The organism is Thauera butanivorans NBRC 103042 (assembly GCF_001591165.1).
GTDB lineage: Bacteria > Pseudomonadota > Gammaproteobacteria > Burkholderiales > Rhodocyclaceae > Thauera > Thauera butanivorans.
In genome coordinates this window covers 1-13,705 of the sequence record NZ_BCUG01000045.1, presented here as the reverse complement: position 1 = coordinate 13,705, position 13,705 = coordinate 1, and the positions used below count along the sequence as shown (strand labels likewise).

Annotated in this window: 14 protein-coding genes; 3 read left to right on the top strand and 11 right to left on the bottom strand. The window is 67.2% G+C overall.

Annotation, left to right across the window (positions count from 1 at the left end; all coding sequences use genetic code 11):
- Positions 1-7: 7 nt before the first annotated feature.
- From nusA to ylqF, 10 genes are all read right to left on the bottom strand, one after another.
- The gene (gene nusA / locus TBU01S_RS16555; RefSeq protein ID WP_068638140.1) at positions 8-1,483 is read right to left on the bottom strand and encodes a transcription termination factor NusA; all 1,476 of its coding nucleotides are present in this window, start codon (positions 1,481-1,483) and stop codon (positions 8-10) included.
- A gap of 27 nt (positions 1,484-1,510) precedes the next feature.
- A complete protein-coding gene (rimP, locus tag TBU01S_RS16550; protein ID WP_068638137.1) occupies positions 1,511-1,945 on the bottom strand; it encodes a ribosome maturation factor RimP in 435 nt (144 codons plus the stop codon).
- Between the two features lie 256 nt (positions 1,946-2,201).
- On the bottom strand, positions 2,202-3,344 hold the full coding sequence (gene rluB, locus TBU01S_RS16545; RefSeq protein WP_068638132.1) for a 23S rRNA pseudouridine(2605) synthase RluB: 1,143 nt from the start codon (positions 3,342-3,344) through the stop codon (positions 2,202-2,204).
- A complete protein-coding gene (gene scpB / locus TBU01S_RS16540; protein ID WP_068638131.1) occupies positions 3,295-3,894 on the bottom strand; it encodes an SMC-Scp complex subunit ScpB in 600 nt (199 codons plus the stop codon). Before scpB ends, rluB begins: the two co-directional genes overlap by 50 nt.
- Positions 3,872-4,702 (bottom strand): segregation and condensation protein A, encoded by an 831-nt coding sequence (locus tag TBU01S_RS16535; RefSeq protein WP_068638129.1) that lies wholly within the window; start codon positions 4,700-4,702, stop codon positions 3,872-3,874. The genes scpB and TBU01S_RS16535 overlap by 23 nt, the downstream gene beginning before the upstream one ends.
- Positions 4,703-4,715: 13 nt before the next feature.
- On the bottom strand, positions 4,716-5,375 hold the full coding sequence (locus TBU01S_RS16530) for a site-2 protease family protein (protein ID WP_068638125.1): 660 nt from the start codon (positions 5,373-5,375) through the stop codon (positions 4,716-4,718).
- A gap of 99 nt (positions 5,376-5,474) precedes the next feature.
- Positions 5,475-6,107: an L-threonylcarbamoyladenylate synthase gene (locus TBU01S_RS16525; protein WP_068638124.1), complete on the bottom strand. Its 633-nt coding sequence runs from the start codon at positions 6,105-6,107 to the stop codon at positions 5,475-5,477.
- Positions 6,108-6,122: 15 nt separating this feature from the next.
- On the bottom strand, positions 6,123-6,977 hold the full coding sequence (locus TBU01S_RS16520; protein WP_068638121.1) for a 3',5'-nucleoside bisphosphate phosphatase: 855 nt from the start codon (positions 6,975-6,977) through the stop codon (positions 6,123-6,125).
- Positions 6,978-6,999: 22 nt separating this feature from the next.
- Entirely contained in the window at positions 7,000-7,893 is an 894-nt protein-coding gene (locus TBU01S_RS16515; protein WP_068638114.1) for an alpha/beta fold hydrolase, read from the bottom strand.
- Positions 7,894-8,257: 364 nt separating this feature from the next.
- Positions 8,258-9,175, bottom strand: a complete 918-nt coding sequence (gene ylqF / locus TBU01S_RS16510; protein WP_068638112.1) for a ribosome biogenesis GTPase YlqF — start codon at positions 9,173-9,175, stop codon at positions 8,258-8,260.
- Between the two features lie 367 nt (positions 9,176-9,542).
- On the opposite strand from ylqF, the gene cspE reads away from it, so the two are divergent.
- The 3 genes from cspE (at position 9,543) to TBU01S_RS16495 (ending at position 13,058) form a co-directional block, all read left to right on the top strand.
- The gene (cspE, locus tag TBU01S_RS16505) at positions 9,543-9,752 is read left to right on the top strand and encodes a transcription antiterminator/RNA stability regulator CspE (RefSeq protein ID WP_004260632.1); all 210 of its coding nucleotides are present in this window, start codon (positions 9,543-9,545) and stop codon (positions 9,750-9,752) included.
- Positions 9,753-10,019: 267 nt separating this feature from the next.
- Complete coding sequence (locus TBU01S_RS16500; protein WP_068638110.1) at positions 10,020-12,068, top strand: DEAD/DEAH box helicase; 2,049 nt, start codon at positions 10,020-10,022, stop codon at positions 12,066-12,068.
- 105 nt (positions 12,069-12,173) lie between these two features.
- The gene (locus tag TBU01S_RS16495; RefSeq protein ID WP_068638108.1) at positions 12,174-13,058 is read left to right on the top strand and encodes an alpha/beta fold hydrolase; all 885 of its coding nucleotides are present in this window, start codon (positions 12,174-12,176) and stop codon (positions 13,056-13,058) included.
- Between the two features lie 122 nt (positions 13,059-13,180).
- Here TBU01S_RS16495 and TBU01S_RS16490 read toward each other — a convergent pair.
- The coding region (locus TBU01S_RS16490; protein WP_157659179.1) for a YaeQ family protein at positions 13,181-13,705 on the bottom strand (525 nt) is incomplete at its 5' end.

Here is a 13,705-nt window from a genome sequence, read left to right as displayed (position 1 = left end):
CCTCCCATCATTCCTGGAACCAATGGGCGCGCGCAACGGAAATCAGCGCCTTGGCTCTTTCTTCGTCGATCCCGGCCATTTCGACCAATTCGTCGACCGCGAGGTCGGCGAGGTCGTCACGGGTGCGGACACCCTGCTGGGCCAGTTTGGCGGCAAGGGATTTCTCCATGCCGTCGAGATTGAGCAGATCGTCGGAGACGTTCTCCAGCTGCTCTTCGGTCACGATCGCCTCGGTCAGCAACACGTTGCGTGCGCGGTTGCGCAGCTCGTTGACCGTCTCTTCGTCGAAGGCTTCGATCTCGAGCATCTCGGCCAGCGGCACGTAGGCGATTTCTTCCAGGGAGGAGAACCCCTCCTCGATCAGGATGTCGGCGATTTCCTCGTCGACATCCAGTTTTTCCATGAACAGCGCGCGCAGGCCCTGCTGTTCCTGCGCGGTCTTCTCGGCCGACTCCTGCTCGCTCATCAGGTTGATCGTCCAGGCGGTGAGCTCGGAAGCGAGCTTGACGTTCTGGCCGTTGCGGCCGATGGCGATGGCGAGGTTGTTCTCGTCGACCACCACGTCCATCGCGTGGGCTTCCTCATCGACGACGATGGACACCACTTCGGCCGGCTGCAGCGCGGCGACGACGAACTGGGCCGGATCGGCGGCCCACACGATGATGTCGATCTGCTCGCCGCCGATCTCGTTGCGCACCGCGGTGACGCGCGAGCCGCGCAGGCCGACGCAGGTGCCGATCGGGTCGATGCGCGGGTCGTTCGACTTGACCGCGATCTTGGCGCGCAGGCCGGGGTCGCGGGCGCAGGCCTTGATCTCGAGCAGGCCGTCCTCGATCTCGGGGACTTCGAGTTCGAACAGTTTCATCAGGAACTCGGGCGCGGTGCGCGACAGGATCAGCTGCGGGCCGCGGGCGCCGCGGTCGATGCGCAGCAGGAAGGCCTTGACGCGGTCGCCGACGCGCAGGTTCTCGCGCGGGATCTGCTGGTCGCGCGGCAGCACGGCTTCCATGCGGCCGACTTCGATGATGGCGTTGCCGCGCTCCATGCGCTTGATCGCGCCGGAGACGAGGAATTCCTTGCGTTCGAGAAAGTCGTTCAGCACCTGCTCGCGCTCGGCGTCGCGGATCTTCTGCAGGATGACCTGCTTGGCAGCCTGTGCGCCGATGCGGCCGAAGTCGATCGGTTCGAGTTCTTCCTCGATGTATTCGCCGAGCTGCACGTCGGCGCGGATGTCGCGCGCATCGATGATGCCCATCTCGGCTTCGTCGTTGGTGACTTCCTCGTCGAGCATGACCACCCAGCGGCGGCACGAGGTGTAGTCGCCCGTCTCGCGGTCGATCGACACCGCCACGTCGGCGTCGTCATGGATGCGCTTCTTGGTTGCGGAGGCCAGCGCGGACTCCAGCGCGGCGAAAACGATGTCCTTGGCGACGTTCTTCTCACGCGCCAATGCATCAACAAGCAGCAGGATCTCGCGGCTCATTTCAGGAAAACCTCCACATCCACAGTCTCAGAATTTGGGTACAAGGCGTGCTTTCTCGATGTCCTCGAAAGGCAGCGACTGCTCGCCCTTCTCGGTCGTGAGCACCACGGCGCCATCGCGCACACCGCCGAGCACGCCGGCAAAATTACGTTGGTTGCCGATCGGCAGCGACAACCGGACCTGCGCTTCCTGGCCGGCGAAGCGCTCGAAATCGGCCAGCTTCTTCAGCGGACGATCCAGGCCGGGCGACGACACTTCGAGGCGGTCGTAGTCGATGTTCTCGACCTCGAACACGCGCTGGAGCTGGTTGCTCACCGTGGCGCAATCATCGACGGTGATGCCGCGCTCGATGTCGAGGAAGACGCGCAACAGACGCCCGCGCGGCGAAAACTCGATGTCCACGAGTTCATAGCCGAGGCCGGTCACCACCTGTTCGATCAGATTCTCGATTCCTGCTCGCATACCTGTCTTCCGCCGCGCACACGATTGCCGCGCACAAATAAAAAATGGGCCTAACGCCCATCAACCCATCGCCCCTGTCCGGAACACGCCGCTGATCACAACCGCAGGACTGCTCCCGTGCGCCCAAAGATGCGAGCGGACGAAAGCCATCCATCAAAGCCTTGAGAGTATAGCCTCAAAACCGATAGCCGGGCAAACTGCCGCAACGCAGCAATCCGGCCCGGCCGTCAGCCATGGTGACGCAGGAACTTGAAGATCAGCGCGCCACGGGCGTGGTCCGATGCATCTTCGGCGGACGTTTCGCCCGTTCGCCTTTCTGCACCTGGCGCTGCGGCTCCGGCAGGCCGGCGAGCCGACAGGCCTCGGCTTCGGGCATCTCCATCCACATGCCGCGCTTCAGGCGGGTCGGCAGCTCCACCGTGCCGTAGCGCACCCGCATCAGGCGGCTGACGGTCAGGCCGACTGCCTCGAACATGCGCCGCACCTCGCGGTTGCGGCCTTCCGAGATCGTCACCCGGTACCAGTGGTTGGCGCCTTCGCCGCCCTCGTCGCGCAGGCTGTTGAAGCGCGCCGGGCCGTCGGCGAGCTGGATGCCTTCGGTCAAGGACTTCGCCTGCTCCTCGGTCAGTTCGCCCAGCAGGCGCACCGCGTATTCGCGCTCCAGCTCGTAGCGCGGATGCATCAGGCGGTTGGCGAGATCGCCGTCGTTGGTGAACAGCAGCAGGCCCGAGGTGTTGAAGTCCAGCCGGCCGACGGCGAGCCAACGGCCCTTGCGCAGCAGCGGCAGGCGCTCGAACACGGTCGGACGGCCTTCAGGATCGTCGCGCGAGACGATCTCGCCTTCCGGCTTGTGGTAGATCAGCACCCTCGGCGAACGCTGGGTGAAGCGCAGCGGCACCAGCTTGCCATTGACCTTGACGCGGTCGCCCGGCCCGATCTTCTGGCCCAGCGCGGCCGGCAGGCCGTTGACCGAAATGCGGCCGGCGATCACCCATTCCTCGATTTCCCGCCGCGAGGCCACGCCGGCCTGGGCCAGCACTTTCTGCAGGCGCTCGGGCTCGGTCAGCGTCATTGGCGCATTGCGTCCGCCGCCCTGCCCCTGAGGCCGGGCGCGCGGCGCGCGGTCGCCGCGCTCGGGCATGCCGAGCGCGGACTTGTGCGCATCCGGCCGGCGTGCGGGGTCACCACCGCCGCCCGGCCGGCCGCTGCCCTGGCCCCCCCGGCCGCCCTGCCCGCGCGGGCCACGGGGATCGGCGTTGAGATGGGCATTGGGGTCGCGCGGCTGAGCGTCCTCGTCGCGCCCATCCTTGCGCGGCGCGCGGCGGGGACGGTCGAGGATCTCGATCGCGTCAGACTTCTTCTGCGGAGGGCGGAGCGGGCTGTTCGGTTTGCGAGGCATCGACGAGGTCCATGATTTTTTCGATTTCGGTCAGCGCAGGCAGCTCGGTGAGGCTGCGCAGGCCCATGTCATCGAGAAAGCGCCGGGTGGTGGCGAACAATGCCGGGCGGCCCGGCGTGTCGCGGTGGCCGACGATGTCGATCCAGCCGCGCGATTCCAGAGTCTTCAATATGTTGGGCGACACCGCCACGCCGCGCACATCCTCGATGTCGCCGCGCGTGACGGGCTGCCGGTAGGCGATGATCGCCAGCGTTTCCATGACCGCGCGCGAGTAGCGCGGCGGCTTTTCTTCCTTCAGGCGGTCCAGATAAGCCTGGTAGCCGGCGCGCGTCTGGAAGCGCCAGCCGCTGGCGAGCTGCACCAGCTCGATGCCGCGCTCGGCCGCCGCCCATTCGGCGCGCAGCTCTTCCAGCAGCTTGCGCACCAGCTCCGGCCCCGGGTCCTCGTCGAACAGGCGGCGCAGTTCGGACACCGGCAGCGGCGCCGGCGCGGCGAACAACGCGGCCTCGATGACGCGCGACCAGGCTTCAGGCGTCGTCGCCGGCTGCATCGGCCAATTTCACGTAGATCGGCGCAAAGGCCTCGTTCTGGCTCACTTCCACCAGTTTTTCCTTCACCAGCTCGAGCACGGCGAGAAAGCTCACGACCAGGCCCGCCGTGCCGAGCTTCACATCGAACAAGGCGTCGAAAACGACGAAACCGCCACCGCCCAGCTTGCGCAGGATGCCGGTCATGTGCTCCCGCACCGAAAGCTGCTCGCGCCCGACACGATGGTGCTGGGTCAGGCGCGCATTCTTCATGATCCGCAGCCAGGCAAGCTGCAGATCGTGCAGGCTGACTTCGGGCTGGCGTTCGACGACCTTTTCGGCGACGAAGACGCCGACCCACTCGAAATCGCGCTCGGCACGCGGCAGCGTGTCGAGCCGCGCCGCGGCCAGCTTCATGCGTTCGTACTCCAGCAGGCGGCGTACCAGTTCGGCGCGCGGATCTTCCTCTTCCGCATGCTCGCGCGGCGGCCGCGGCAGCAGCATGCGCGACTTGATCTCGAGCAGCATCGCCGCCATCAGCAGATATTCGGCAGCCAGCTCCAGGTTGCTCGCCCGCATCGCATCGACGTATTCGAGGTACTGCGCCGTCAACGGCGCCATCGGAATGTCGAGGACGTCGAGGTTGGCCTTGCGGATCAGGTACAGCAGCAGATCGAGCGGCCCCTCGAAAGCGTCGAGGAAGACTTCCAGCGCATCGGGCGGAATATACAGGTCTTTCGGCAGTTCGAGCAGCGGTTCGCCATAAATGCGCGCCACGTGCTCCAGCACTCCGGGCTCCTCGACCGGCGCCAGTTCCAGCGACAGGTTCATCGGCACATATGCGTCAGATGCCCACGATCACGCCGAGCAGGTAGCGGAAACCCGCGATCAGCGGCCACAGGATGGTGCCCAGCACACCGGTGAACAACAGCACCAGCAGAATTGGAAACCCATAAGGCTCGAGCCGGGCGAAGCCCCAGGCGAGGCGATTCGGCAGCAAGCTGACGGCGATCCGGCCGCCGTCCAGCGGCGGGATCGGCAACAGGTTCAATACCATCAGCACCGCGTTGATCTGCATGCCGGCGTCGGCCATCTTCATCATCGGCAAGGTGTAATCACCCGGCTCACCGGCCATCGCGATGCGGAACAGGATCGCCCAGCCCAGCGCCATCAGCAGATTCATGAACGGCCCGGCCGCGGCCACCCACAGCATGTCCGCCTTCGGGTTGCGCAGACGGCCGAAATTGACCGGCACCGGCTTGGCCCAGCCGAACAGGATGCCGCCGATGCCGGCCAGCGAACTCAGCGCCAGGATGCCCGCCGGCACCAGGATCGTGCCCACCGGATCGATGTGGCGCAAGGGGTTGAGCGTGATGCGGCCGGCCAGATCGGCAGTGGGATCGCCGAAATGGCGGGCGACATAGCCGTGCGCCGCCTCATGCAGGGTGATGGCGAGCACCACGGGCAGCGCCCAGATCGCCAGCGTCGAAATCAGAGAATCCATGGAAGCGTCGGCAGTAAAGCGTGCATTCTAGCAGAGCGCACATGCGCCCACGGCAGCCCACGGCCGAGGCCACTGCGAACCACGGCTGCAGCCGCCTTCTCAGTCCGCCTCCAGGCCGAAGGGTTCGAGCGCGCCGCAGCCGGCGCGCACCAGTTGCGGCGTGCCGGTGGTCAGATCGATCACCGTCGTCGCTGCCGGACCGCAATAGCCAGCCTCGATCACCAGATCGACCTGCTTGCCGAGGCGGTCGCGGATCTCCTCGGCATCGGTCAGCGGCAGATCCTCATCGGGCAGCAGCAAGGTCGAAGTCAGCATCGGGCCGTCCAGTTCGGCCAGCAGCGCCGACACCACCGCGTGCTCGGGAATGCGCAGGCCGATGGTCTTGCGCCGGGGATGCAGCACCCGGCGCGGCAGCTCCTTGGTGCCTTCGAGAATGAAAGTGTAGGCCCCCGGCGTGGTCGCCTTGAGCAGACGGTACTGGCTGTTGTCGACCCGGGCGTAGGTGGCGATCTCGGACAGGTCGCGGCACATCAGGGTGAAGTGATGCCGTTCGTCGACGCCGCGAATCTTGCGGATACGCTCGAGCAGGCCGGCATCGCCGACCGTACACGCCAGCGCGTAGGCCGAATCCGTCGGCAGCACGACCAGCCCGCCGCCGCGGATGATTTCCGCCGCCTGGCGGATCAGGCGCGGCTGGGGCTGCTCGGGGTGGAGGGAAAAGAACTGGGCCATGATCGTCGTTTTTTCTCAAATGAAGCGCGACCACACCGGCGTGAGGTCGGGCGGAAGGGGGTTGCAGCGGCCAAGGTCGACCGGACTTTCGTTTTCGCCGTGGAAGTCGGATGCGCGCGAGGCGAGCAGCCCGCGGCGGCGGGCGACGGTGGCGAAACGGCGCATCTCATCCTCGGAGTGGGCGCCGGACACGACTTCGATCGCCTCGCCGCCGGCAGCCACGAAGCGGTCGAGCAGGCGTTCCATGCCGGCATTGGACAGCCGGTAGCGCGCAGGATGGGCGACGACGGCGGTGCCGCCGGCGCCGCGGATCCAGCCCACCGCATCCTCGAGCGAGGCCCACTCGTGGTCGACGAAGCCGGGCTTGCCGCGCACCAGGTAATGGTCGAACACCGTCCTGACGTCCGGCATCACGCCACTGGCGACCAGATGGCGGGCGAAATGGGCCCGGCTGACCAGCGCCGGGTTGCGCGCGAAGCGGCGCGCGCCTTCGAGTGCGCCGCGGATGCCGGCTTCGGCCAGCGCTTCGCCGATGCGCGCGGCGCGCGCATCGCGCCCCGAGCGGATCTGCTGCAGGCCGGCAATGATGCCGGGCTCCTGCGGGTCGATGCCGAGGCCGACGATGTGGATCGTCTCATCGGCGAAGGACACCGAGATTTCCACCCCCGGAACGAAACGCAGTCCCAGGCCGGCCGCCGCCGCGGCGGCGATGCCGAGCCCGCCGAGTTCGTCATGGTCGGTCAGTGCCAGCAGTTCGACGCCGTTCGCCTTCGCCCGCGCAACCACGTCGGCAGGCTCCAGCCAGCCGTCGGACACGGTGGAATGGCAATGGAGGTCGGCATTGAGTGCATGCAGGTCGGCGAATTTCATCTGAAGGCTCCGGAAAGAAGCGTCATTGTCCATCGGACAGGAAAAACGCTTCGACGATCTCCGCGATCCGCTGCGGCTGGTCGTGGTGCAGATTGTGGCCGGCATCATCGATGCTGCGCACCTCGATCGATGCGAAGCATGCGAAGGCCGCCGCGTGGTCCTCGTCGCTGACGCCGATACGCTCGCGCAAGTCGGCATTGGCGGGCTCGATCGCCAGCACCGGTGCCGTCACCCGCCGCCAGCAGGCCTCGGCCTCGGCACGGCGGTAGAGCACCGGATTGACCCGGCGATGCAAGGGGTCGCCGGCAATCCGCCAGCCCCTGCCGCCATCACCGTCGTCGGGCTGCGCCAGCGTTTCCGCCAGCCAGCCCGCGCGCGCCGCGTCGAGGCGCGGATTGTCCCGCCGCAGGCGCTCGGCCAGCGCGTCGAGGCTGGGGTAGATCCGCGGCCGCGGCACTTCGGTCAGTTCCCGCAGCCACTTCTGATAGCGTCCGGGCGCCTCGCCGGCCGGACGGTCCGGCAGGCCGAAGGCATCGAGCGCGACGACGCGGCCGACCCGTGCCGGGCGGATGCCGGCATACATCAGCGCGACATTGCCGCCCATGCTGTGGCCGACGAGACGCACCGGCGCCGCATCCTCCCCTTCGACCGCGCGCAGGATCGCATCGAGGTCGGCAAAGTAATCCGGATACCAGTAGCCGTCGGCATGGCTCCAGGCGCTGAGGCCGAAACCGCGCCAGTCGGGTGCGACCACATGCCAGTCGCCGGCCAGCGCATCGACCATGAACTGGAACGATGCCGACGCATCCATCCAGCCGTGCAGCAGGTAAAGCCGGGGCGCGCCTTCCCTGCCCCACTCGCGCAGATGCAGGCGCAGGCCACGGATATCCAGGAAACGGGAACGAGAACTTTTCATCGCCGAATGATAGCAAAGCCCCTCCGGCGCCCCGACAGCCGCGATGCGGACGGCTCGCGCATCATCGCCCGGCCGAACGCATCCTGCCCGGATCCACCTCAGCCATGCGGCCGACGAGCATTTCTCCGATTGCAGAGCTTCGCCGCTGCCCCACCTGCAACCGCTGGGGCGGCAAGCGCACGCTGGCGGAAGACGGCAGCACGGTCCGCATCGACCCCGAGGACAGCCGCGGCACCTCCTTGGCACGGCAGCCTGCGCGGGCCGCGCAATGCCTGCGGCCAGTGGCTGCGCTGGGTCGAGATCGCGGCCGGAGGCTGAGCGCAGTCCTGCGGGCCGCATCCGGGACCCGCAGGTGTTTCAGGTCTTATTCCTCGCCGTCATCCGCCTGGCCATCGCCGGCAGCAGCCTCGGCGCGCTCGGTCTCGATCCGCGCGATCATCGCCGCCCGCGACTCCGGCGTTTCCAGGCTGATGCGGCCGATCACGCCATCGCGGTAATCCTGCAGCAGGATCAGCGAGGCCTTTTCCAGATCCAGCCCGCCGCCCTTGACCAGGCAGCCCCGCCTGCGCCCGATCGCCTCCACCAGCGCCTGTGCATCCAGCGACGACGGATCGATACGGTAGCGGGCCGCCAGCAGCGCCGGATAACGCTCCAGCAGGATGCTGCCGAGGAAGGCCGCGACCTCTTCGTCGATGACGGCATTGCGGCCGATCGCATGGCTGGCCGCCAGCATGTAGCCATCCGGGTCGTAGTCGATCTTGGGCCACATCATTCCCGGCGTGTCGGTCAGCGTCATGCCCGGCCCCAGGTCCAGCGTCTGCTGGTGCTTGGTCACCGCCGGCTCGTCGCCGACCTTGGCCACCTTGCGCTTCAGCAGCGCATTCATCAGCGTCGATTTGCCGACGTTGGGAATGCCCATGATCATCATCCGCAGCGGCTTGGTGCCGTCGTCGCGATGCGGCGCGAGCTGGCGGCACAGGGCCGGCACGCGCGCGGCATCGGACGCATTCCTGGCCGAAACCGCAACCGCCTTGACGCCCGGCTGGCGATTGTAGAAGTCCATCCAGACCCGGGTCACCGCCGGATCGGCCAGGTCGGCCTTGTTCAGCAGCTTCAGGCAGGGACGGTTGCGGAAGCGCCGCAGCTCGGAAATCATCGGATTGCTGCTGGCCTCGGGCAGGCGCGCATCGGTCACTTCGATGACGACGTCGATGGCCGCCATGGCCTCGGCCGCCTTCTTCCGCGCCGACGCCATGTGACCGGGAAACCACTGGATTGACATGCTTTAGCTCATCGCCGTTTTTTCGGGTGCGCGCATTATCCCATCGCCCCGCCGCTTTACACCTTCTTTCCCGGCTGGCGCACCGCGCCCTGCATGATGCAATGCACAACAATTTCAGGCGCCACCTGCCCGTTCTCCGCGCGCCCTCTCCGGCAGAAATTTTTTTCGCCCGGCACGCAAAATAAATTCCCCATGCCCCGGAAACGGTGTATCGTGCGGCTCGCAGTCGATTCAAGCAGTGGTTGTTCTGGTGGTTGTCCAGCGTGTTCTACAAGAACGCGTGCCGGTCTGATTCCTCTGGATTACGTTTCTTGATCGTTCCTGCATTTTGGGGCGCATGCCCAGTCATTTTTTATATGGAACGCAAATGAGCACTCAAACCGGTACCGTCAAGTGGTTCAACGACGCCAAGGGCTTCGGCTTCATCACCCCGGAAAACGGCGGCGACGACCTGTTCGCCCACTTCTCCGAAATCCAGAGCAAGGGTTTCAAGAGCCTGGCTGAAAACCAGCGCGTCGAATTCGAAGTCAAGACCGGCCCGAAGGGCCTGCAGGCGGCCAACATCCGCCCGCTGTAATCGCTTCGACGTCGGCGACGTCGATCGATTCAAGACGAAACGCGGCCTTGCGCCGCGTTTTTTGCTTTTCTGCTGCAAGGCACCAACACCCTCCAGGCGCTGCACCAGGAGGTCGCGGCAAGCACGGCCGCCTGTCGCGCCCCGCTCCCCCGTATACCCCCGCTTCACACCCCTTTACGCCGCCTCACTCGTTTGCTGCGCCGGATTCGCCGATAATCGCGACTTCGCAGCATCGCTGCCCATTGCCGCCAACGCGGCTCGACTGCCATGACCGACACCGTTCCCAACGAATCTCCCAGCCACGAGCCCGCCTCGCGGGAGACGCTGCGCTTCACCGATCTCGACCTTCCCGCGCCCATCCTCTCCGCGCTGGCCGAAGTCGGCTACGAAACACCCTCGCCGATCCAGGCCGCCTGCATTCCGCAACTGCTGGCCGGGCGCGACATCCTCGGTGAAGCCCAGACCGGCACCGGCAAGACCGCCGCCTTCGCGCTGCCGATGCTGGCCCGTCTCGATCTGGCCGACAGCCGGCCGCAGGTGCTGGTGCTGACACCGACCCGCGAACTGGCCATCCAGGTCGCCGAAGCCTTCGCCAAATATGCGCACCACCTGAAGAACTTCCATGTGCTGCCGATCTACGGCGGCCAGAGCATGGTGGTGCAGCTGCGCCAGCTGTCGCGCGGCGCCCAGGTCATCGTCGGCACGCCCGGCCGCGTCATGGACCACCTCGAGCGCGAGAGCCTGAAGCTCGACGCGCTGAAGGCGATCGTGCTCGACGAAGCCGACGAAATGCTGCGCATGGGCTTCATCGACGACGTCGAATGGATTCTCGAGCACACGCCGGCAGAACGCCAGACCGCGCTGTTCTCGGCGACGATGCCGCACGCGATCCGCGACGTCGCCCGCCGCCATCTGCGCGAGCCCGAAGAAATCAGGATCCGCGCCGCCACCGCCACGGTGGCGAAGATCAGCCAGCGCTACTGGCTGGTGCGCGGCGTCGACAAACTCGACGCGTTGACCCGCATCCTCGACGCCGAGGAAAGCTTCGATGCCGCAATCGTCTTCGTGCGCACCAAGATCGCCACCGAGGAACTCGCCGACAAGCTCGCCGCACGCGGCTATGCAGCGGCAGCGCTGAACGGCGACATGACCCAGGGCCTGCGCGAGCGCGTGATCGAGCAGCTGAAGAGCGGCGCGCTCGACATCGTCATCGCCACCGACGTCGCCGCGCGCGGCATCGACGTGCCGCGCGTCAGCCACGTCATCAACTACGACATTCCCTACGACACCGAGGCCTATGTGCATCGGATCGGCCGCACCGGCCGCGCCGGCCGCGAAGGCGTCGCGATCCTGTTCGTCGCGCCGCGCGAGACGCGCATGCTGAAGATGATCGAGCGCGCCACCCGCCAGCCGATCACGCCGATCGCGCTGCCGAGCAGCGAGGAAGTGACCAACCTGCGCGTGGCGCAGTTCAAGCGCACGGTGGTCGAGACGGCCGCGGAGCAGGAACTGGGTTTCTACATGGACGTGGTCAACAACCTCGCCGACGAGAACGAGCTGGACGTGCATGAGATCGCCGCCGCGCTCGCCTATCTCGCCCAGCGCGATCGGCCGCTGCTGATCGAGCAGGCCGGCCGCGGCTGGGATCTGGCCACCGCCCAGCCGGGCAGCGGCGGCCGGCCGCCGCGCGACGAGCATTTCACCACCGGCGCGCCGCGCGAACGCACGCCCCGCCCCAACCGCGACGAGATCCTTGCCCGCCGCCGTGCCTTCGCCGACGGCGCACTGGTGCGCTATCGCATCGAAGTCGGCCGCAACCAGGGCGCCAGCCCGAAGGAGATCGTCGGCGCGATCGCCAACGAAGGCGGCATCGAAGGCCGCTTCATCGGCCAGATCCATCTGTTCGACGATTTCTCCACCGTCGAGCTGCCGGCCAACCTGCCGGCCGAGCTGATGGACACCCTGAAGCGCACCCGCGTGCGGCAGATGCAATTGAATATCCGTGCGCTGTCGGCGGCCGAAGCCGCCGCCACGCCGGAACGCCGCCGCCCGCCGCGCGACGACGGCGGTTGGCGCGACAACAAACAGGAGCGCAAACCAGGCGGCTTCGAGCGCCGCGAATCCAGACCGACAGGCGGCTACCCGAAAGGCGACTGGAAGGCACGCGAGCGCTCGTCGGACGGCCAGCAGCGGCAAGACCATGGTCCGTCGCGCCCGGACGCCGGTGGCCACCACCGCAACTTCAGTCGCCCCGCCGACACGCCGCGCCCAGCCTCGCACGGCGCGGGCAAGCCCCGCAAACGCAGGGAAAGCTGAACCACTGGCGGCACTCGGCCCGGACACCCTGCTCCGCATCGACGCCCGGGCCACTGAGGCGCTCAGCAGCCGTGCCGCCTACCCGACATGAACGCTGGACCAAGCATGAAGCTGCAGCCCTGGCATCACACCACCACGGCCGGATTCACCCTGCGCGGGCAACACAGCCCGCCCTCCGGCCGCCCGGTGATCCACTTCCTGCACGGCAACGGCTATTGCGGGCTGACCTATGCGCCGATGCTGGAGCGCCTGGCGGAAGACTTCGATCTCTTCCTGTCCGACATCCAGGGTCATGGCGACAGCGACCAGGGCGGCCGTTTCCACGGCTGGAACCGGACCGCGGAATTCGCCGCCGAGGCCTGGCGGGCGCAGTTGGCACAGTTCGGCGATGTGCCGGCCTACGCCGTCGGCCACAGCTTCGGCAGTGTCATCAGTTGCCTGATGCTGGCCCGCGAGCCGGATCTGTTCGCGCGTGGTGCAGTGCTGCTCGATCCGGTGCTGTTCCCGCCGGCGATGATCGGCCTGATGGCACTGTCCGACGTCGTCGGCCTGCTGTCGCGCAACACGCTCGCCAGCCGCGCACGCAAGCGCCGCCACCACTGGCCGGACCGCACCGCCGCCTACCTCGGGCTGCAGGAGCGCGGCATGTTCCGCGGCTGGCACGAGGACGCGCTGCAAGCCTACGTCGACCACGCCCTGCGTGAAAGTCCGGCAGGCGGCGTCGAACTCAAGTGCCGGCCCAGCCGCGAAGCCGAGATCTTCGGCTCCTATCCCCGCCGCCTGTGGTCCTCGCTGGCACGGGTACGTACCCCCACGCTGGTGTTGCGCGGCGATCGCAGCTACCCTTTCGCCGCCAAGAGCATCGCGCGCTGGTGCGCGGGCAACCCGGCAATACGCGAGCAACTGGTGCCGGGCGGGCACTGCTTCATGCAGGAGACACCGGACGCGGCGGCGGCCGAAATCAAGCGCTTTCTCCAGGCCCTTGGCTGAAGCGCGCCTGCCGCGGGTATTCGGCCGCGCAGGATCGGCAGCACCCTGCCCGGCGTTCTTCACCCGCGCATGCTGCAAAAGGCGTACGCGGGGAATTCATCCGCCGCGCATCGGCACGCCGGTCAGGCCTGGCCGCCGCCCAGCAGGAAGCGGGGTTCGATGGACACACTATCGCGACCGTTGGTCACCCAGACGTGGCCGTCCTGGATGCTGAACTGCAGGCGCATCGTGCGCTCGGCCAGTTTCGCCAGTTCGCCGCTCGCCTCGCGTGCCAGCTCGATGACCTGCAGCGAAGGCTGGCGCGCCAGTTTCTCGCGCACGCCGTTCCACCATACGTCCAGCGCGCGGCCGTAGGCGAGCACGATCACCTCGTCCGCCCGTCCGCAGGCCTTGCGCACCCATTTCTCGTCGGGCTGGCCGACGTCGATCCAGCACTCGATCGCGCCGGTCAGGTCCTTGCGCCACAGGTCCGGCTCGTCGTCCACGCACAAGCCCTTGCCGAAGCCCAGCGCCGGATCGGCGAACAGCGCGAAGGCCAGCAGCCGCACCATCATCCGCTCGTCGGTCTCGGACGGATGGCGGGCAAGCGTCAGGCCGTAGTCGGCATAGTGGCCGCGATCCATGTCCGCGATCTGGATGTCGGCCTT